Below are 19,764 nucleotides of genomic sequence, written 5' to 3' on the forward strand. Positions count from 1 at the left end.
TCAGCAGGGTGTCGGCCATTACGGCGTCTTTAACGGACGTCGCTGGCGCGAACAGATCAGCCCGCGGATCAAGGAATTCATCCGCCGTCATGATCATGAGGGCAAAGGTGCGCGCAGCGCCCCCAATGTCACACATATCAATGCGGCCGAATAACACCAACCGCAACCATATCAAAAGCCGCCTGCATAAAAACAGGCGGCTTTTTTGTGGGCTTGCTTAAAGCGTGAGTCCAGAGATCTCCGTCAGTTGAACCGATCAGGAGATCAAACATCTGATTTACCTCGCCCCCAAAAGCAGGCTAAATCAGACTGAAACCATTCCAAAGTCCGCTGGAACGGTCTGTGAAGTCGCATAAACAAGACCTTCTCGCCAAGTACATTAAGCCCGGAGCCTGCCTGATGGAAATCCTGTCATCTGCGTTTATCTATCTCGTTGCAGCTGTGGTGGCGGTGCCAATTGCCCAGCGACTGGGGTTGGGATCAGTCCTTGGCTATCTGATCGCAGGCGTGATGATAGGTCCTGTACTGGGCATCGTCGGAGCCGAAGCCGCCGATCTTCAGCATTTTGCAGAGTTCGGCGTGGTTATGATGCTGTTTCTGGTCGGTCTGGAACTGCGGCCCGCCATGCTGTGGACGATGCGCGGGCAATTGATCGGCCTGGGTGGCATGCAGGTCCTGGGCACGACGGCGATCATTGGCGCGGCGTGTTATGCGCTGGGCCTGACATGGCAACAATCCGTCGCGGTCGGCATGGTCCTTGCCCTTTCATCGACTGCAATTGTTTTACAAACCATGGGTGAAAAGGGTTGGCTTGGCACAGTCGGCGGGAAAAGCTCGTTCTCGGTTCTTCTGACCCAGGATGTGGCTGTCATTCCGATGCTTGCGATTATGCCGCTTTTGGTTGTATCCGGTGCCACCGGCGGGGTCGACCATGGATCGGCGCATGGCGGCATGTTGCTGGATCTGGTGCCGGAATGGGCGCAGCCACTTGTGATTATCGGCGCCATTGCCTCCATCGTGGTTGGCGGGCGCTATTTGATGCGGCCGATCTTTCGCTTTATCGCCAAGGCACATCTGCGTGAAGTATTCACCGCAGCCGCACTGTTGCTGGTGATTGGCACAGCACTTTTGATGAATGCCATCGGCCTCAGCCCGGCATTGGGAACATTCCTTGCCGGTGTCGTGTTGTCTGACAGCGAATATCGCCACGAACTTGAAAACGACATCGAACCGTTCAAGGGGCTTTTGCTGGGCCTGTTTTTCCTGACCGTCGGGGCCGGGATTGATTTCAATCTTTTGTTTGATGAACCCGTCACCTTGTTTGCCATAGCGCTTGGCATCATGGTGATCAAGGCTGTTGTCCTGTTTTTGATCGCAAGCAGTGTGCGCATGTGTGGCGTTGATCGCATGCTGTTTACGGTTGGCCTGGCGCAGGCGGGTGAGTTTGCCTTTGTCCTGTTTGGAATGGCATTCGCCGTTGGTGTCCTGCCACTTGATCTGGTGCAGAAACTGACTTTGGCAGTTGCATTGACCATGATGCTGACCCCCGCGGCCTTCATCATCCATGAAAGACTGCTGGCACCGCGCCTGATCCGGACAGGCAATCGCGAGGCCGACGAAATTGACGAAACCGGTCGTATTGTTGTCGCCGGGGTGGGTCGATTTGGACAGATCATTACGCGCCTGCTGGCGACCAACGGCCATAGCATTGTGGTCCTGGACCATGACCCGGAGGTTATTGAAAACCTTGGGCGGGTTGGTTTCCGCGGCTATTATGGCGATGCGATGCGCCCTGATCTCCTGCACAATACGGGCATTGAGAAAGCCAAGCTTTTCGTTGCTGCGATTGATGATCGCGAAAAGCTGACTCAACTTGTCGCCCATGTCGCCAAACATTACCCGAATGTCCGCATTCTTGCCCGCGCGATCGACCGCCACCATGTTTATGAACTTGAAAATGCCGGCGCCCATTGCGTGGAGCGCGAAACATTCGAAAGCGCGCTTAACCTTGGGCGTGATGCACTGATTGAACTCGGCCTGACGCCGACCGGGGCTGAGCGCAAAAAGACCGCATTCCGCAAACATGATCTCGAAACGCTTGATAAGCTGCGCGCGCGCTGGAATGAACACGGTATGGACAAGGGCTATATCGATACGATGCGCGCCCAGAACGAAACACTGTTTGAAATCATGCGCGATGAACGCGAAGAGCGCGATGAAAAGGACCAACCCCAGAAATCCGCCAGCACCGAGCCCAACAGTTAATCGCAACAGTCATCCAGACGGTTTGAACCGCGCATGCTGTGATTGCGTAGGACATTGAGAAACAATTCAAGGTGCCCGCAATGACAAATACCCCATCCCCGACCTTTGATACGATTGCCCCCGGACAAATCGCGATTGTCATCGGGGCAACCGGCGGGATTGGTCAGGCCTTTGTCAATCATCTGACCGCGTCGGGGCACTTTTCAAGCGTCTTGGAATATTCGCGCAAAACCACGCCAGCACTTGATTTCACCAATCCGGCCTCTGTCGGGGCCTGTGCGGAGAATGCCAAGCAACAAGCCACTGATCGCAGTTGTGATATCCGCCTGATCATTGATGCCACCGGCTATCTGCATGATGAAACCTTCCAGCCGGAAAAATCCCTGCGCCACATTGATGCCGACTACATGGCCAAGCAGTTTCAGATTAACGCGATTGGCCCGGCGCTTTTGATGAAGCATTTCTGCCCGCTGTTGCCGCGATCAGGCAAATCGGTGTTTGCCACCCTGTCGGCCAAGGTTGGCAGTATCGGGGATAATCGCATGGGCGGCTGGTACGGATACCGTGCGGCCAAGGCAGCGCTTAATCAGCTGGTTAAATGCACCGCGATTGAAATCGGGCGGAACAAGCGTGATTGCGTTTGCGTGGCCCTTCATCCCGGCACGGTCGATACCGGGCTTTCCGGCCCATTTGCCAAATCCGGACTAAAAGTACAAAGCCCGGACGAGGCGACGGCCAATATGCTGAACGTCATTGATCAGCTTGAGGCCCAGCAATCGGGCGGGTTCTTTGCCTATGACGGCACGGAACTGCCTTGGTGATCCGTGCTTAATCAAACAGCTTGGTCAGAAGGGCGTGCTGTAACAGGATTACGGTCTTGGCATCGCGGATGCGTCCATCGGCCATCATCGGAATGATGTCGTCAAAGCCGATCTCAAGCACATGGATATCCTCGCCCTCTTCATGCAGGCCGCCACCATCCCCTTCACGGTGATCGCGGGTAACTTCGGCAACGAACAGATGCAAACGTTCGGTGACGGATCCCGGGCTCATGAACAGGTCAAAGACCTGGCGGGGCTTTCCGATCTTATAGCCGGTTTCTTCTTCGACCTCGGCAATGACGGCTGCGGCCGGATCACGATCATCAAGCACACCTGCCGGGACTTCGATCAACATGCCGTCTACGTTGCCATTGACAAAGCTTGGCAGGCGAAACTGACGGGTCAGGACAACAGTACGATCCGCGCGGTTATAAAGCAGGATGCCCGCGCCATTGCCGCGTTCATAAGCTTCGCGCGTCTGGCTTTGCCATGATCCATCTGATCGTTTCAGATCAAAGCTGACGCGATAAAGCCGATACCAGTTGTCCGACAGACATTCGATATCATTGACACGGACGTGATCCTGATCGGGAAGAGACCAGCCTTTGGGCAGATCGAACATGATGACGTCACCCGACTAGCGTTTCAGGAAGGCAGACAGGGTCAAAAGCACGGCGTCGGGTTTCTCGGCATGTACCCAATGTCCAGCACCCTTGATGCTGGTAAAGGCTGCCTTGGGGAAAAGCGACTTGATGTGATCGCGGTCCTTGGGATCGACATAGTGCGAGTTCGCCCCCGAAATAAACAGGACATCGCCATCATACTGATCGGCAATCCCGTCCGTTGGCCAGCCGATGATATCGTCAAGATGGTTGGCCATGGCATCGATATTGACCTGCCATGACATAGCACCCGTTTCCTTGTCGGTCGCGACATTCTGGGCAAGGAATTGACGCACACCCTTTTCCGATACGCCAGAAGACAGGGCGTCTTCGACCTCGGCGCGGCGCGAAATAGTGGAAAAGTCGACATCGCGCATGGCGCTGATATAGCCGCTATAATCATGGTCATAGGAAACCGGGGCAATATCGACCACGACCAGATCGGCAACCAAACCGGCATCGGCCGACAGGGAAAGCACCATCGATGCCTTGCCGCCCATCGAATGCCCGACCAGATGCACCGGTTTATCGGATACCTCACTGATCAGTTCGGCCAGATCGGCCGCCATGGCCGGATAGGTCATTTCCGCGTCCCAGTCGGAGCGTCCGTGATTTCGCAAATCAGCGGTGACAACGTGATACTTTTCCGCCAGTCGGCGTGCGATGGCCGTCCAGTTCCGCGCCTGACCAAACAGACCATGGACAATCACGATGGTGCCGTTGTCACGGTTTTCTTCGCCAAAGGCGTAATGGGCAAGTTTCATAAAGACCAACTTCTGCGCAATTCGAACGGGGTCGATCCCCCTTAATAGCGGTGCAAACTGCGAAGGTGAAGTGCCCAAACAAAAACACCTCCGCAACAACGAGATGCGGAGGCGTTTTTAAGCGTACCGATTTAACGGTCGCAGGGTGTGGTTGGCTAGGCAATTACGCGCCAGCAGCAACACCACCATGGGGTTTGTTGTGTGCGCCAAACAGGGCACCAACTTTGCGTACCAGTGCAACAAGCATCTGACGCATAGCCTGTGCACGGAGATGTTCAGCTTCGCGCTGCAGGGCAACCAGGTCATAATCACGATACATTTTCATGTCCGTTTCCTCTTAAAAGCATCCGGCGTTGTTCCCGCCGGGGTTTCGCTGTGTGTTTCGTTAAACCCGGTGTACGCCTGTTTGATCATACCGACGAGAAGAGTTTTATCACCCCAAACATGCATTCAACGCATACCTATGGCTGGCAATGAGATAATTTCGTCATGCATATTTCACATATTTGTATCATGACAAATAAGGCGTTCGTTTTGCTCACATTTTCAGGTCTGGAAACCCTCAACATCCCACCAAATCTATGATGATCCTAATATGAAGATGCTCTGCCCGACGGTATTTCAAGTCCTGCGCAGAAGAAAAATCATCGAAAAATACTTGGTGCAGATCGATTTTTCGCCAAATGCGGTCAAAATTGCGGATATTTTCGCCAGAGTCACACCGCACAATTTTGCATAGCTTGCCCAAAATCAGAAAACGGCAATACCCGATCAGGATATTGCCGTTTTACGATCCGCCTATCCGGGGGTTCTTTACGCGCGGTCAGATGCCCGACTTAAGGGCGTAATTGAGGTATTTGGGCTCAAGATATTCCTCAAGCCCCCAATGACCGCCTTCGCGGCCCTGACCACTTTCCTTGACCCCGCCAAACGGCGCACCTTCGTGGCTGGTGGTGCCATCATTGATGCCAACCACCCCGACTTCCAGCCGATCGGCAAGCCGTTGGATACGCCCGATATCGCGACTATAGATATAAGAAGACAGTCCGGTGCGCACCCGATTGGCAAGTGTGATCACGTCATCCTCGGTGCCAAACCGATAGATCGGCGCAACCGGGGCAAACAGTTCCTCGTCAAAGCAATCTGCATCATCGGGCACATCGATCATCACAAGTGGCCGGGTGAAAAAGCCTTCCTCGGGCAAGGGCGCGCCATAAATCAGGTTTGCACCGCGTTTTTGGGCATCGGCGACAAGGCGTTCGACCTTCGCCACCGCCTGACGGTTTATCAGTGGCCCCAATTCCGTGCCGGGCACAAATCCATTGCCGATGGTCTGTGCCTTGCTGGCGGCAACGAACTTTTCGACAAAGGCCTCATAAACACCGTCCTGGACGAAAATGCGGTTGGCACAAACGCAGGTCTGTCCACTGTTGCGGAACTTTGAAATCATCGCGCCAGCAACGGCCGCATCAAGATCGGCGTCATCCATGACGATAAAGGGTGCATTGCCGCCCAGCTCCAGCGAGAGCTTTTTCATCGTCGGCGCACATTGTTCCATCAACCGTTTGCCCACCGATGTTGAACCGGTGAACGACAACATCCGAACGCGCTGATCGCCTGTCAGGGCCTCGCCTATCGGGTGGGGCAAACCGGTCACGACGTTAAACACACCCGGCGGGAAACCGGCCTGTTCGGCAAGCTTGGCGGCTGCCAATGCCGAAAGCGGGGTATCCTCGGCCGGTTTGACAATCACGGTACAGCCCGCCGCCAACGCCGGCGCACATTTGCGCACCACCATGGTCAGCGGGAAATTCCAGGGCGTAATCGCCGCGACCACACCTACGGGGTGTTTTTGCACAACAACGCGACGATCGCGCTGGGTTGCGGGCATGGTTTGACCATAGGCGCGTTTGGCTTCTTCGCCATACCATTCGGCATAGGCAATCGCACCGACCACTTCGCGAAGCGCCTGATCAAGGGGTTTTCCCTGTTCAAGGGTAATCAGGGCAGCCAAGTCTTCTTGATAGGTTTCAAGCAAGTCACGCCAGCGGCGCAAGATATCTGCCCGTTCGCGTGCCAGTATGCGCGACCATGCCGGAAAGGCCGCGTGGGCCGCATCAATTGCCTGACGCGCCTCGGATGTGCGCATAAATGGCACTGTGCCAATCACGTCACCCTTTGCCGGGTCGATCACGTCCAGCGTTTCACGACTGTCGGCCGCCCGCCATTCCCCGTTGATATAGGCATGTTTAAGGTTCCAGTCGCGGACAAGGGCGCGTGCACGCGCGCGTCCCTCGCGAATAAGGGTCTCATTAGCCTGCGGATCCGGGGCGGATGATGCGGAGGGTGAATTATTCCGGGTGGCAGCGGACATGGGCGGGACTTCCTTGGCACGCAATAACAAAAACTTTGGTGATCACGCGCTTGTGATTACAGTTTCGGGGGCACTGCTGGGACACTAAGCCTTGCGGCGGGCTAATGGCAATAACGTGCTTACATCTCAATATAAAAAACTAAACTGAACACTGCACTCAGAGAGACACTTTAACGCGTTTTGGAGAGAGAACCCAAGATGAAGAAGCTCCTTTTTGCCGGTCTCCTCGGCACGATCATAACGGCAGGTGCCGCATTCCCGACGATGGCACAGGCCGATGAAGCATCCGACAACGCCGCGGTTGAAAACCGCAAGATGCTGATGGATGGCATCGGCGGCGCGATGGGCACACTTGGCTGCTATATGAAGGGTGAATGCACCCTGCCCGATCCGGTTCTGGCCAATCTGGCCAAGGGCATTGCGTTTTCGGCGGGGGCTGCCCCGGCAGCGTTTGAGCCGCAAACCCCGGATGCGTCCGTCAAGACAACGGCAAGTGCCGATATCTGGACCAACTGGGATGATTTCTCTGGTCGCTTCCCGGAAATGCAGCAGGCTGCGCTTGCGCTGGCCGACGCTGTTGGTGACAAGGGTGCGATGGGCGCTGCGATGGGCAATCTGGGCAAATCCTGCAAAGGTTGCCACGACGAGTTCCGCACCAAGTAAAATTTGATCTTGCTGCCCTGCCCGATCATGGGGTTTCCATGCAAATCAAAAAAGGCCAACGTTCCATCAAGGGAACGTTGGCCTTTATTATTATCCGCAGCCCCGAACTAACCGCGCGCCAGCGTGACACCGCCCCACACCACAAGCGCACAGACAATCAGGATCACAATCCCCAGCACAGGTGAGGCAAACCGGATGTTTGCAAAGCGTCCTGCCAGTTCGGCCGGCACGCGGCGGGTGCCAATCACAATCGCCCGGATCAGGTTTTCGCGTTTGACAACCAGATAGAACAGAGCGGCAAACACGTGCAGCCCGACGGCGGCATAGATCAGGTTGATGTTGGTGTGATGGATCCAGTTCATGGTGCTGGCAAAATCGGAACTAACATAAGCCACAAGCGGTCCATCGAAGAACAGGAAGGTATCCTCGCTGGCAAACAGGCCAGATACCGCTTGCACCCCGACCAGCAAAATCATGACCAAAACCATCCACCCCCCGGCCGGGTTGTGCCCGGTATATGTCAGTTCAGAGGTCGAACCCTTGGGCAATTTTCCGAGATAACCGATCACATGGCGTGGACCGGTCAGGAAATCGGCAAAGCGGGCGTTTGAGCTGCCGACAAAGCCCCAGATGATGCGAAAGATCACAAGCGCCAGCACGCTGTAACCGGCGATGGCATGGATATCAATCATCACCTGTCGATTGGTCCACCAGGCCGTGACAATGGCCACGACAAGAGCCCAATGGAACAGGCGAACCGGGAAATCCCAAAGTTTGACTTTCTTTTCGTCTGCGGACGGGGTGCTCATCGGGTCTCTCTCTTTGCACGAACAGGGGTTATTCAATTGCGGAAAATATCGCACAGCAGTTTCCGTCAAGAAACTTAAAGACAGATCAATTTTCCATACCACTACAAATTGCCCGCGGATGCTGGGTCAACCAACGGTTATCACATTACCGAAACCTAAAACTTTGCGAATTGCCAATTCTTTAATTGAAAATCATTCTCACAAGCAGTATCAATTGGCGGAAGCAAAGTGATCAGGGTCACAGTTCCTGTGCGCGTTCAGTTTTTGAGCGTGACGGATTTTCACCTTGATCGAAGGGGCTTTTGCCCTTGGCTCACCATTCAGGGATAGATGGGAACTCCTATGAAGATCGCAAAGATTCTGGGTACGGCCGCACTGGTCACTACCCTTGGCGCGCAGGCATATGCCGCACCGGCCGCCAAAGACGTGCTGACCACTTATGCCGATATCGCGCATGCCGGTTACGAAGATTCACTGATCACCGCCAAGGAACTGCAGGCGGCGATTGATGAGCTGGTTGCAAATCCGTCGGCCGCGACCTTTGATGCCGCGAAATCCGCATGGCTGGCGTCGCGCGCCCCCTATCAGCAGACCGAAGTTTATCGTTTCGGCAACGCGATTGTTGATGACTGGGAAGGCAAGGTTAATGCCTGGCCGCTTGATGAAGGTCTGATCGACTATGTCGAAACCGGCCTTTACGGCGAAGAAAGCGAAGAAAACCCGGCATACACCGCCAATGTGATTGCCAACCCGACCCTGACCATTTCTGGCGAAACCCTTGATGCCTCGACCATTGATGCAGCTTTGCTTGAAAGCCTGCATGAAATTGACGACGTCGAAGCAAACGTTGCCACCGGCTACCACGCGATTGAATTCCTTCTTTGGGGTCAGGACCTTCATGGGACCGATGCCGGTGCCGGTGAACGCAAATGGACCGACTACGCATCCGGTGATGCCTGCACCAATGGTAATTGTGACCGTCGCGGTGAATATCTTCAGGCCGCAGCCGACCTTATGGTGTCTGATCTTGAATGGATGACCGCGCAGTGGGCCGAAGGCGGCGAAGCACGCGAAACCGTTCTTGAAGGTGACGGCGTTCCGGGCCTGACCGCGATTGTGACCGGCATGGGTTCGCTTTCTTATGGCGAACTGGGCGGCGAGCGTACCAAGCTTGGCCTGCTGCTTCATGATCCGGAAGAAGAGCATGACTGCTTCTCGGACAACACTCACAACAGCCACTTCTATGACGCACTGGGCATCCAGAACGTTTACCTTGGCCGTTACACCCGTGTTGATGGTTCGGTTGTTGAAGGTCCGTCGCTTTCTGATCTGGTTGCGGCCAATGACGCGGCACTGGACACCGAACTGCGCGCCAAGCTGGCGGCATCGGTTGTTGCCGGTAAAGTCATGGTCACCCGTGCACAGGGCGGCGAAGCCTTTGATCAGCTGATTGCTATGGGCAATGAAGATGGCAATGCCGTCGTTCAGTCCTTTGTTGATGCGCTTGTCGATCAGACCAAATCAATCGAACAGATCATTGCCGCGGTCGGCATTGATGGTATCGAGTTCGAAGGTTCCGACAGCCTCGACAACCCGGCTGCTGTCAACTAATCCTGATCATCAGGCACCTGCCTGATTGACTGTGAACGGCGGGGGATGAATTCTCCCGCCGTTTTGCTTTGACCCCGAATTAGAAGACTTCCATGAAACGTCCCGCACGCACGCCGCTGTTTTCATTCCCGTTCTGGCTGGCATCCATTGGCCTTGCTATTGCACCAATCGCTGTCAATGCACAGACCAGCGGTGACCCGGCAATGCCCGGCGGTGAAACAAGCTGGACCGGGGCGAAGGGCCGCAATGCCTTCATGCACCAGTCAGCCAATATGAGCTTTGAAAAGCGGCTTGATTTCAAGCTGGGTGAAGCCCTTTTTCAAAGATTATGGGTCACCGCCCCGACCCGAACCAAGGCGGCAGACGGATTAGGTCCACTGTTTAATTCACGCGCGTGCAGCGGGTGCCATATCCGCAATGGCCGCGGTCATCCGGTTGATGAGAATGATCGTGAGGCCGGGGCAACGTCGATGTTGCTGCGTCTGTCCATCCCGCCACAAACCGCCAATCAACTCCGCGATCATCTGGATGGAAAGCTGGCCACCCTTCCCGACCCGGTTTATGGCGGCCAGTTTCAGGATTTCTCGATCCCCGGCATTCAGGCCGAGGGACGGGTCAAGGTGACCTATACAAAGACCGACGTTCTCTTAGCCGGGGGTGAGACGGTTACCTTGCGCAACCCAACGTATGAAATGACCGATCTGGCCTATGGGCCGCTGCATCCCGATATCATGGTGTCCCCGCGCCTTGCCCCGCCGATGATCGGGCTTGGACTGTTGGAAGCCATTCCTGACAGCACCCTAATGGCGGCCAGCGATCCTCAGGATCAAGATGGCGACGGAATATCCGGGCGGCTCAATCAGGTTTGGGACATTGCCAATTCCAAGATGGCGATTGGCCGGTTTGGCTGGAAGGCCGGCATGCCGACCCTGGATCAGCAAAACCAGAATGCGTTTCAGTTTGATATCGGCCTTTCTACCCCGCTTTATCCAAATGCCAGCGGCGATTGCACGGCTGCGCAAACGGACTGCATTACTGCGCCCGATGGCAATGATGATGAATTCGAGGGGCTGGAAGTCCATTCGGTAATGACCGATCTGGTGCTGTATTACGCGCGCAACATTGCCCCGCCAGCCCGAAAGAACGCCAATGATGCCGACGTTTTGGCGGGCGAAAAGATCTTTGACGCAATCGGCTGTGCATCCTGTCATACGCCGCGTTACGCGTTGCCCGAACGTGACGACCTGCCCGAACAGTCCGGGCAGATCATCTGGCCCTATACGGACCTGTTGTTACACGACATGGGCGACGGCCTTGCCGATCACAGGCCGGAGGCACAGGCATCGGGCACTGAATGGCGCACGCCACCGCTTTGGGGGATTGGCCGCGCGCAAGAGATTGATCCACGTGCCCGCTTCCTGCATGACGGCCGGGCAAGAACCATTCTTGAAGCGATCCTGTGGCATGGGGGCGAGGCCGAAAACGCCCGCAAAGCAGTCACAAAGCTGCCACCATCGGAACGCAGTCAATTGTTGGCATTTCTAAAGTCATTGTGACGCGATATATGTCGCAAGACCGGATACCAAACCAGATACCAAATCACGTGAATATCGGGATAAGTCATATGTTCTGCAAACCGAGCTGGCGCACATTGTTGCTTTCGACCACCACCGTTCTTGCTGTTGGTGTCATCAGCCCCGATGCGCGTGCGGATATTCCCGATGAAAACTATCAACCGGTTCTGGCGCACTTGCTGGGCACCGTGATGCCACCCAAGCTTGATGACTTCCACGCGGCAACGGAAAATCTGACCAGCGAGTTCAAGGATTTCTGCTCAGATCCGGATAAGAGCGGACTTGAAGGCACCCAAGCGGCCTTTCACGCGGCGATGGATATCTGGCAGGAAATCCAGCCCTGGCACATGGGGCCGCTGGTTGCCAATGGGCGTGATCAGCATATCGAATACTGGCCGGACAAACACGGTACGGCGGCGCGTCAGTTCCGCAAGCTGATGTTTGATAAACCGGCCGCCTATACCGATCCCGAAAAACTTTCTGGTGCCAGTGCCGCACTTCAAGGCTTCCCCGCACTCGAAGAAGTCCTGTTTGCCGATGATCACGGTGATCAGATGGTTGCGGCCGATGAAGATGGCGTGTTCCTGTGCCAGTACGGCACGGCAATTGCCACCAACCTTGGTACGCTTTCGGGCGAATTGCAGGCCGAATGGCCGGAATTTGCGACGGCAGTGGAAAATGCCGGACCGGACAGCATGGATTATCCCACCGCCAAGTTTGCTGCGACCGATCTCTATCGTGCCCTGCATGAAGGGCTTTTGATCATCTCAAGCCAGAAGCTTGCCCGTCCGCTTGGCGATGGGGCAGAGGACGCCAGTGCAGGCCGTGCGGAAAGCCCGATATCGGAACGATCGCTTCGTAATATCGAACATAACCTGATTGGTCTGTTTGCCATCTATGACGGCACTTGGGGTGATGTCGGTGAAGAAGGCAAAGGCCTTGCCGCCCTGATTGATAACAGCCTGCTGGATCGGTCATTCAAGCTTAACTGGCAGACTGTTGGCGACACAGTGGCAGAGCTTCCGCCCTCTGTTGCCGAGGTGCTGGAGCAGCCGAATGGTTATACCGTGCTGACAGACCTTAAGGGGCAGATTGATTTCCTGACCACGCTTGTTGAAAACGACGTCGGCGGCAATACCCAGCTTGGCGGTGGCTTTAACGCGTTGGATGGCGACTAGTTCTCAGACGGCAGGAGATCAAAGATGGCATATCAACGTCGCAGCTTCCTGAAACTCATGGGTGTTGGCGGGGCGTTCACCCTTTTGCCAGTGGGCCTTGCCCGTGCGGCAACCACGCCCAACCCCGAAGACCGCGCAGTTTATATCTCCGCCAGCGCCGGGGATGATGGCGACTATTATGTCAGCGCGTTTAATGCTTCGGGCAAAATCCTGTTTGAACAGACTCTGCCCGGCCGTGGCCATGATATTGGCCTGCGCCCCAACCATGTTGATGTGGCCGCGGTGGAACGCCGTCCGGGGCTTTATGGCCTGATCCTTGATCGTCATACCGGGGATGTTCGCGCAAAACTGCATTGCCCCGAAGACCGCCGGTTTTATGGCCATGCGATCTATTCCAATGATGGTCGGTATCTTTACATCACCGAAAACGATTTTGACCATGCCCGCGGGGTTGTTTCCGTGTGGGATGCCAAGGATGGCTATCGCCGGGTGGCGGAGTTTGACAGCTTTGGTACCGGTCCGCATGAATTGCATCTGATGCCGGATGGCGAACATCTGGTGATTGCCAATGGCGGATTGCACACCCATCCCGATCAGGACGGACGCACACCACTTAATATCAGCTCGATGGAACCCAACCTGTCGATCATTGATCGCAGCAACGGCAAGCTTGTTCACCAGGCGGCGCTGAAACATGACTGGCACAAACTTTCGATCCGCCATCTTGATGTGTCCGCCAACGGCACGATTGCCGCTGGCTTCCAGTATCAGGGCGATCTGACCGATCAGGTGCCACTTGTCGGCATCTGGCAACCGGGATCAGACATCCGCCCGCTTGAGGCCCCGGATACCGTTCAGTACCGCATGCGGCAATATTGCGGGTCGGTGCGATTTGATGCATCGGGCCAGGTATTTGGCATTTCCTGTCCGCGCGGCGGGCTTGTGACCTTCTGGGATGCGCAAACCAATGACTTCCTCACCCATATCGCCGCCCCGGATGGCTGCGGCCTTGCCGCAACGGATCGGGCCGGTGAATTTGTTGGCACCAGTGGCCTTGGCAATGGTTGGCGGATGGATGCGATTCGCCGAAAGCGGGTCGAACTGCCCGACGATTCCTTGAAATCGCAGCATTGGGACAATCATTTACGCCGGATTATTACCTGAAACAACCCGACGATAAAGCCATTCAAAACCCGCACAAACGCTGCGGGTTTTTCTATTTCCGACATCTGAAAATCGCGGAAATCCGGGCATAAGCACCACGATTAACCAACTGTTTTTGTCGGGATATTTATATCAGAAATCCATCAACCAAAAGTTTTTCGCAAATGAGAACGATTTTCACTTGCGTCGGTGTTTTTTCTTACCTATAACGGGTCTCGACACAGCCCGCGAATGAAACCCATTCGCACTTGTCCCCAAGCGGCTTGTCTCTCAGACCTATGGGTCTTCTCTCCCCATAGGCCTCTCAAGGTGGAAAAGCGGTGGTTATCGATGCGGGAAACGATAACCGCCGCTTTCTCTTTTCCGGCCAAATTCCACAACAACACCAACACGCAAAAACAAAAACACCCGGACGATTGATCCGGGTGATGTGTTTATCGACCGATGCCCGATGGGCTCAGACGGTTTTGGAAAGCTTGTCGCCCGCTGTCTGAAGCACGTTTTTATAGAAATCATAGTTTTTACGCGCATCGTCCTTGGGGGCGACGATACACAGCGTGGCAGAACAGATACCGCTTTGATTATAGACCGGTGCGGCAAAGCAATGGGTGAAGGTATCCACAATGCTGTCGAACGAGAAAAAGCGTTCGTCATGCGCGCGGCGGATTTCGGCGATATAGGCAGCAATATCCATTTGACGCCCGTCGGGCAGGATAAAGTCCTCAGCCGGGATCAGATCGCGGATTTCCTGATCACTCAGGTGCCCCAGCAAAAGCCGACCAGACGCCGTCCACGGAATGGCAGTCCGTTCCCCGACATCAGCAGAAATGCGAAACGGGCGGCTGCCTTCGCGTTGCAGGGCCACGGTATACTTGTTGCCATCCAGCATACAAAACTGGGAGGTTTCCTTGGTGCTTGCGGTGATTTCATCAAGCACCCCGGCCGCCTGCCGGGTCAGGTCGAAATAATCACGATAGGCAAGGCCTAGGAAATAAACCCGCCGCCCCAAAAAGACCGAGCCATTGGCATCGGTCACTTCAAGCATGCCATGATCGATCAGCGTGCCGATCAGATCGTAAACCGTCGAGGTCGGCGCGCACAAAGCCTGGGCGATTTCGGCAGGACGCTGAGAGGTTCTGACATCACGCAGATGGTCCAGAATATCGAACGCACGATCAATGCCGCGCGCGCGCTTTCGTATCTGCTGTTCCGTCATAAACCCCTCATTTAACGTCTTAGTGCAATAGTTGTAGACTGTTATGCCTTACGAAAGGCGATGCAGTCGACCTCTACTTTACAGTCAACAACCATCGAGGATTGCACGCAGGCACGTGCCGGAGGATTTTCGCCGAAATATTCCTCGAACACGCCATTGAATGACCAGAAATCGCGCGCGTCATCAAGCCAGACACCAATGCGCATGATGTCAGCCGCAGTGTAACCGGCATCTTCAACGATTTTGAGCATATTCTCAATCGCGATGCGGGACTGTTCGACGATGCCGTTGCCGACGACTTCGCCATCGCGCATCGGAGTTTGTCCGGACACATAAAGCCAGCCATCGGCTTCGGTGGCCTTGGCGAATGGCAATGCCTTCTGACCGTTGCCCTTACCTTCGCCAACACCGTGTCTTTTAATGCTCATAAAAAATATCTCCTGGTTCTTAAAATTCAGAATTTGCAAGGAAGCCCTGCAAACGTTCAGTTTTCGGCGCACCGAAAATTTGTTCCGGCGTGCCTTCTTCGTGGATGCGCCCCTGATGCATGAACACGACCTTGCTTGAAACATCGCGCGCAAACCGCATCTCGTGCGTCACAAGCAACATGGTCATGCCCTCATTCGCCAGATCACGAACAACTGCCAGCACCTCGGCCACCAGTTCCGGATCAAGTGCGGAAGTCACTTCGTCAAACAGCATGATTTGCGGGTTCATCGCGATGGCACGAGCGATAGCTACGCGCTGTTGCTGGCCACCGGAAAGCTGGCCGGGATAGTGATCGCGACGCTGCCCCATACCGACGCGCTCAAGCCATTTTTCGGCAATTGCCCGTGCTTCGTCCTTCGGCATTTTCTTGGTTTTGATCAAACCAAGCATGACGTTGCGAATGGCCGTCATATGCGGGAAAAGATTGAACTGCTGAAAAGCCATGCCGGTCATGGCACGTTGACGGGCAATTTCACGTTCCGACAGCCGGCGACGCTGTCCGCCGTCCTGTTTATAGCCGATAGACTGACCTGCCAGTTCAATCGAGCCCTGCTCAAAATCTTCCAGAAGGTTCACACAACGCAAAAGCGTGGTCTTGCCCGAACCGGACGATCCGATCAGCGAAACCACATCGCCCTGCTGCATGGTCAGGTCGATGCCCTTAAGCACTTCGACCTTGCCAAAGCTTTTGTGAAGGCCGGAAATAGTCAAAATTGGGGACATGATTGCCTCTTTATGGGATCGAAATGCGGCGTTCGACGGCACGACCAGCCTGTTCGATCACGAAGTTCAAAAGGAAATAGACAAAGCCCGCAAAGAGATAGAACTCAAGGCTGAGATAGGTGCGCGAGATGACCTGCTGGGTCGCAAGCAGAAGCTCCACCACGCCAATGATTGAAAGCAGCGTCGATGCCTTGACGATCTCGGTCGCGGTATTGACCCAGGTTGGCAGGATCTGGCGCAGAGCCTGGGGCAGTAGCACATAAACAAAGGTTTGCCCGAATGTCAGACCGACCGATTTGGCAGCTTCGGTCTGGCCTTGCGGAATGGCGGACAATGCCCCGCGGACGATTTCACCAACATGGGATGAACAAAACAGCGTCAGTGCCAAAACACCGGCCTGAAACGCCGTCAGGTCAAGACCGACAACCGAAAGGATGTAGAAGCAGGCCAAAATCAGAACAAAGACCGGCGTTCCGCGCAGAAAGTCGATATACAGCCGGACAACAAAGCGGAGCCACTTCGCGCCATATGTCATCGCCAAACCAACGAACACACCAAGGACTGATCCCAGAATAACCGAGGCAACCGAAATCAGGATTGTGTCACCCAGTCCCGAAAGCAGGCTTAGCCGTGCGTTCCACAATTCTGTCAGGAAAAGAGAGAAATTCATCTGATACCCCTTTAGCGTGGAACTGCAAGGCGCAGTTCAAGACGGCGCAGCAGAGCCGCAATCACATAACAGGCAACCACATAGATCATTGACGCGACCATCCATGTTTCAATCACACGGAAGCTCTCGACATTGATTTTGCGCGCATAAAAGGTCAGCTCCGGCACCGCAATGGCGGCGGCAAGGGAAGTGTCCTTGAACAGCGAAATGAAGTTGTTTGAAAGTGACGGCAGAACATTTCGAAACATCACCGGAATGATGATGTTGGTCTTGATCTTGAATTCCGTCAGACCAATCGCAAGGCCGGCTTCGCGCAATCCCTTGGGCAACGCGACCAGACCGGACCGGAATACTTCGGCCAAATAGGCCCCGGCATAGATCGAAAGCGTAAAGACAAAGGACGATATTTTGTCCAACGCGATACCCAGTTGTGGAAGCGCGAAATAGCAAAACAGAATAAGAACAAGGATCGGGGTATTGCGGATCGCGGAGACATAAGCCACCGCGATCCAGCGCAAGGTTCTGTGGCGCGAAAGCATCCCGAACGCCGCCAGAAGGCCGATCCCGCATCCAATCGCAATCGAGACAATGGCCAGAAACAGCCCCAGCCCAAGCCCCTCTGCGAGGAGATCCCAGTTACGCCAGATGACGTCAAAGTTGAAATCGTAATTCAAAGCGGAATTCCCGAATGCTTGCGTTGATTACTTGTACTCGACAGGGAAGCCGATTTTCGGCGTTTCGAGCTCTTCACCAAACCAGGTTTTGAAGCTTTCAGCATAGAACGGGAATTCAACACCGGTCATGCCTTCATGCAGGACGGTATTGACGAAGTTCAACCAACGCTGATCGCCCGGTTTTACACCGCACGAATAGCTTTGCGGGTTCCAGGCATAGCCAGCATCCGTGTAACGATCCGGGTTCTGAACCATGAACCAGCGAAGCGCAGACTGATCGGTTGCGGCGGCTTCGGCACGACCGGAATTAAGCGCCTGATACATCAGATCAACGCTGTCATACTGATCAACTTCGGCTTCCGGCAGGGCCGCGTGTACCATTTCTTCGGCATAGACGTTCTGCAGAACTGCGACAGTGACATCATCGCCACCTTCTTTCAGCGCGTCATAATCGGCGTAGTCACCGTTTGCCATCAGCAAAAGACCAACACCTTCGCGATAGTAGGGAATGGTGAATTCGATCTGCTGGGCACGTTCGGCCGTGACCGTCATGAACTGGCAGGCCATATCGACCTTGTCGGTGACGAGGTTCGGAATACGAGCGTCGCCCGACTGCTGGACATACTCGATCTTGTCCGGGTCGCCAAACAGGGCCTTGGCCACAAGGCGGCCCATATCAACGTCAAAACCTTTGAGCTTATTGTCTGAATCAACAAAGTGCCACGGCGGGTTGGTCGACCCGGTCCCAAGGACCAGATAGCCGCGATCAAGGACCTGCTGAAGTTTGCTTGTTTCCTGGGCGGATGCAGTACCGAGTGCCGAAGCCGCCGTCGCGGTCATGACAGTTGCGACCGCCAGAGTTTTAAGAAATGCCATTTTTGTCTCCACTTTCAAATGAGCCACACATTCTTGGATCGTTTTTTGTTTTTCCGTTATAACGGAACATATCCCGTTATTTCGGATTTACCCTAGCAGCGGCGTTCAAGATATGTCAATTTCGTTTTGCAAAAAGCTGAGAGCGCCAACCTCAAACCAATCAGGAACCAGCATGCTCGACACCCCCTGCCTTGTGATTGACCTCCCCGTCGTTGACGAAAACATTGCGCGTTTCCAAAACCTTGCCGATGCGGCGGGCCTTAAGACACGCCCGCATATCAAGACGCACAAACTGCCGTTTTTTGCCAAACGACAGATTGAGGCCGGGGCGATCGGCATCACCTGCCAGAAGATTGGCGAGGCCGAGGTTATGGTTGAGGGCGGACTCCGCGACATATTGCTGACCTACAACGTCATCGGTGCTGCCAAACTTGATCGGTTGGCGGCACTGGCGCGCAAATGCAAACTGTCGGTCACCTGCGACAACCTGACCGTCGCAAAGGGTTTATCGGCGCGCTTTGCCAATGAAGAAGCCGAATTGACCGTGCTTGTAGAATGCGACACCGGTGCCGGACGGTGTGGCGTGCAAAGCCCAACTGACGCCGCTGAACTGGCATCAAGGATCAATGAGCTGCCCGGACTGCGATTTGGCGGGCTCATGACCTATCCGCCAATGGATCACGCAGACAATGTCGACAAATGGCTGAGTGATGCCAAACAACGCCTTGAGGACGCAGGGCTCCCCTGCCCGGTTGTTTCGACCGGTGGCACGCCAAACCTGGACGCCCTGCCTGCATTCAATCACGCAACTGAACACCGCGCCGGGACCTATATTTACAATGACCGTTCCCTGATTGCGCGCGGTGCATGTGGCGTTGAAAACTGTGCCGCGGTTGTTAAGACCACCGTGGTTTCCCGCCCGACGAAAACCCGTGCCATCATCGATGCAGGATCAAAGGCGCTGAGTTCCGACCTCCTGGGCCTGGAGGGCTTTGGCATGGTTCGGGAGGCACCGGACGCATCAATTGTCGGCCTGTCCGAAGAACACGGCATCATTGAGCTTGGTGACAGCGATTGGGACCCGGCAGTTGGTGACGTGATTTCGATTATCCCCAATCACATCTGCGTCGTGACCAACCTGTTTCCGACCGTCTGGATCAAGGATCAGAACGGCGAAATGACAGAAATGCCGGTCGCCGCACGCGGCATGCTGCGTTAATCCGCATCAGGG

19 protein-coding genes and 1 pseudogene are annotated in these 19,764 nt (G+C 55.0%); 9 read left to right on the forward strand and 11 right to left on the reverse strand.

Annotation, left to right across the window (positions count from 1 at the left end):
- The 3 genes and pseudogenes from B3Z49_RS08835 to B3Z49_RS08845 all read left to right on the forward strand — a co-directional run.
- A pseudogene (locus B3Z49_RS08835) lies at window positions 1–154 on the forward strand (polyhydroxyalkanoate depolymerase); the annotation flags it as partial.
- Between the two features lie 188 nt (window positions 155–342).
- Window positions 343–2,265, forward strand: coding sequence for a monovalent cation:proton antiporter-2 (CPA2) family protein (locus B3Z49_RS08840; RefSeq protein WP_296990072.1), 1,923 nt, complete (start codon window positions 343–345; stop codon window positions 2,263–2,265).
- 80 nt (window positions 2,266–2,345) lie between these two features.
- Complete coding sequence (locus B3Z49_RS08845; RefSeq protein ID WP_296990075.1) at window positions 2,346–3,086, forward strand: SDR family NAD(P)-dependent oxidoreductase; 741 nt, start codon at window positions 2,346–2,348, stop codon at window positions 3,084–3,086.
- 7 nt (window positions 3,087–3,093) lie between these two features.
- On the opposite strand, the gene B3Z49_RS08850 is transcribed toward B3Z49_RS08845, so the two are convergent.
- From B3Z49_RS08850 to B3Z49_RS08865, 4 genes are all read right to left on the reverse strand, one after another.
- Window positions 3,094–3,708, reverse strand: coding sequence for an NUDIX domain-containing protein (locus tag B3Z49_RS08850; RefSeq protein ID WP_296990078.1), 615 nt, complete (start codon window positions 3,706–3,708; stop codon window positions 3,094–3,096).
- A 15-nt stretch (window positions 3,709–3,723) separates the two neighbouring features.
- Window positions 3,724–4,512 carry an alpha/beta fold hydrolase gene (locus B3Z49_RS08855; protein WP_296990080.1) on the reverse strand — a complete coding sequence of 263 codons (789 nt, stop codon included), beginning with the start codon at window positions 4,510–4,512 and terminating at the stop codon, window positions 3,724–3,726.
- Between the two features lie 163 nt (window positions 4,513–4,675).
- Window positions 4,676–4,837, reverse strand: coding sequence for an RSP_7527 family protein (locus B3Z49_RS08860; RefSeq protein ID WP_157088485.1), 162 nt, complete (start codon window positions 4,835–4,837; stop codon window positions 4,676–4,678).
- A 498-nt stretch (window positions 4,838–5,335) separates the two neighbouring features.
- On the reverse strand, window positions 5,336–6,886 hold the full coding sequence (locus B3Z49_RS08865) for an NAD-dependent succinate-semialdehyde dehydrogenase (RefSeq protein ID WP_296990088.1): 1,551 nt from the start codon (window positions 6,884–6,886) through the stop codon (window positions 5,336–5,338).
- 198 nt (window positions 6,887–7,084) lie between these two features.
- Here B3Z49_RS08865 and B3Z49_RS08870 point away from each other — a divergent pair, with 198 nt between their 5' ends.
- Complete coding sequence (locus tag B3Z49_RS08870; RefSeq protein ID WP_296990091.1) at window positions 7,085–7,549, forward strand: c-type cytochrome; 465 nt, start codon at window positions 7,085–7,087, stop codon at window positions 7,547–7,549.
- A 107-nt stretch (window positions 7,550–7,656) separates the two neighbouring features.
- On the opposite strand, the gene B3Z49_RS08875 is transcribed toward B3Z49_RS08870, so the two are convergent.
- Window positions 7,657–8,358 carry a cytochrome b/b6 domain-containing protein gene (locus tag B3Z49_RS08875; protein ID WP_296990093.1) on the reverse strand — a complete coding sequence of 234 codons (702 nt, stop codon included), beginning with the start codon at window positions 8,356–8,358 and terminating at the stop codon, window positions 7,657–7,659.
- Between the two features lie 342 nt (window positions 8,359–8,700).
- On the opposite strand from B3Z49_RS08875, the gene B3Z49_RS08880 reads away from it, so the two are divergent.
- The 4 genes from B3Z49_RS08880 (at window position 8,701) to B3Z49_RS08895 (ending at window position 13,885) form a co-directional block, all read left to right on the forward strand.
- The gene (locus B3Z49_RS08880) at window positions 8,701–9,969 is read left to right on the forward strand and encodes an imelysin family protein (RefSeq protein WP_296990095.1); all 1,269 of its coding nucleotides are present in this window, start codon (window positions 8,701–8,703) and stop codon (window positions 9,967–9,969) included.
- A 92-nt stretch (window positions 9,970–10,061) separates the two neighbouring features.
- A complete protein-coding gene (locus tag B3Z49_RS08885) occupies window positions 10,062–11,525 on the forward strand; it encodes a di-heme oxidoredictase family protein (protein ID WP_296990096.1) in 1,464 nt (487 codons plus the stop codon).
- 68 nt (window positions 11,526–11,593) lie between these two features.
- Window positions 11,594–12,721 carry an imelysin family protein gene (locus B3Z49_RS08890; protein ID WP_296990098.1) on the forward strand — a complete coding sequence of 376 codons (1,128 nt, stop codon included), beginning with the start codon at window positions 11,594–11,596 and terminating at the stop codon, window positions 12,719–12,721.
- Window positions 12,722–12,745: 24 nt separating this feature from the next.
- Window positions 12,746–13,885 carry a DUF1513 domain-containing protein gene (locus B3Z49_RS08895; protein WP_296990101.1) on the forward strand — a complete coding sequence of 380 codons (1,140 nt, stop codon included), beginning with the start codon at window positions 12,746–12,748 and terminating at the stop codon, window positions 13,883–13,885.
- 457 nt (window positions 13,886–14,342) lie between these two features.
- On the opposite strand, the gene B3Z49_RS08900 is transcribed toward B3Z49_RS08895, so the two are convergent.
- Genes B3Z49_RS08900 through B3Z49_RS08925 form a run of 6 tightly spaced genes read right to left on the reverse strand, consistent with a single transcriptional unit; the run spans window position 14,343 to window position 18,533 of the window.
- Window positions 14,343–15,101, reverse strand: coding sequence for an IclR family transcriptional regulator (locus B3Z49_RS08900; RefSeq protein ID WP_296990102.1), 759 nt, complete (start codon window positions 15,099–15,101; stop codon window positions 14,343–14,345).
- Between the two features lie 41 nt (window positions 15,102–15,142).
- Window positions 15,143–15,529: a RidA family protein gene (locus B3Z49_RS08905; RefSeq protein ID WP_296990105.1), complete on the reverse strand. Its 387-nt coding sequence runs from the start codon at window positions 15,527–15,529 to the stop codon at window positions 15,143–15,145.
- Window positions 15,530–15,548: 19 nt separating this feature from the next.
- Window positions 15,549–16,313: an amino acid ABC transporter ATP-binding protein gene (locus B3Z49_RS08910; RefSeq protein WP_008892151.1), complete on the reverse strand. Its 765-nt coding sequence runs from the start codon at window positions 16,311–16,313 to the stop codon at window positions 15,549–15,551.
- Between the two features lie 10 nt (window positions 16,314–16,323).
- The gene (locus B3Z49_RS08915) at window positions 16,324–16,983 is read right to left on the reverse strand and encodes an amino acid ABC transporter permease (protein ID WP_064782281.1); all 660 of its coding nucleotides are present in this window, start codon (window positions 16,981–16,983) and stop codon (window positions 16,324–16,326) included.
- A gap of 11 nt (window positions 16,984–16,994) precedes the next feature.
- A complete protein-coding gene (locus tag B3Z49_RS08920) occupies window positions 16,995–17,657 on the reverse strand; it encodes an amino acid ABC transporter permease (RefSeq protein ID WP_064782282.1) in 663 nt (220 codons plus the stop codon).
- 27 nt (window positions 17,658–17,684) lie between these two features.
- Window positions 17,685–18,533 (reverse strand): transporter substrate-binding domain-containing protein, encoded by an 849-nt coding sequence (locus tag B3Z49_RS08925; protein ID WP_064782283.1) that lies wholly within the window; start codon window positions 18,531–18,533, stop codon window positions 17,685–17,687.
- Between the two features lie 172 nt (window positions 18,534–18,705).
- On the opposite strand from B3Z49_RS08925, the gene B3Z49_RS08930 reads away from it, so the two are divergent.
- On the forward strand, window positions 18,706–19,752 hold the full coding sequence (locus B3Z49_RS08930) for a D-TA family PLP-dependent enzyme (RefSeq protein ID WP_296990113.1): 1,047 nt from the start codon (window positions 18,706–18,708) through the stop codon (window positions 19,750–19,752).
- The last annotated feature ends 12 nt before the right edge of the window (window positions 19,753–19,764 follow it).

Origin of the sequence: Thalassospira sp. UBA1131 (assembly GCF_002311515.1) — a bacterium.
GTDB lineage: Bacteria > Pseudomonadota > Alphaproteobacteria > Rhodospirillales > Thalassospiraceae > Thalassospira.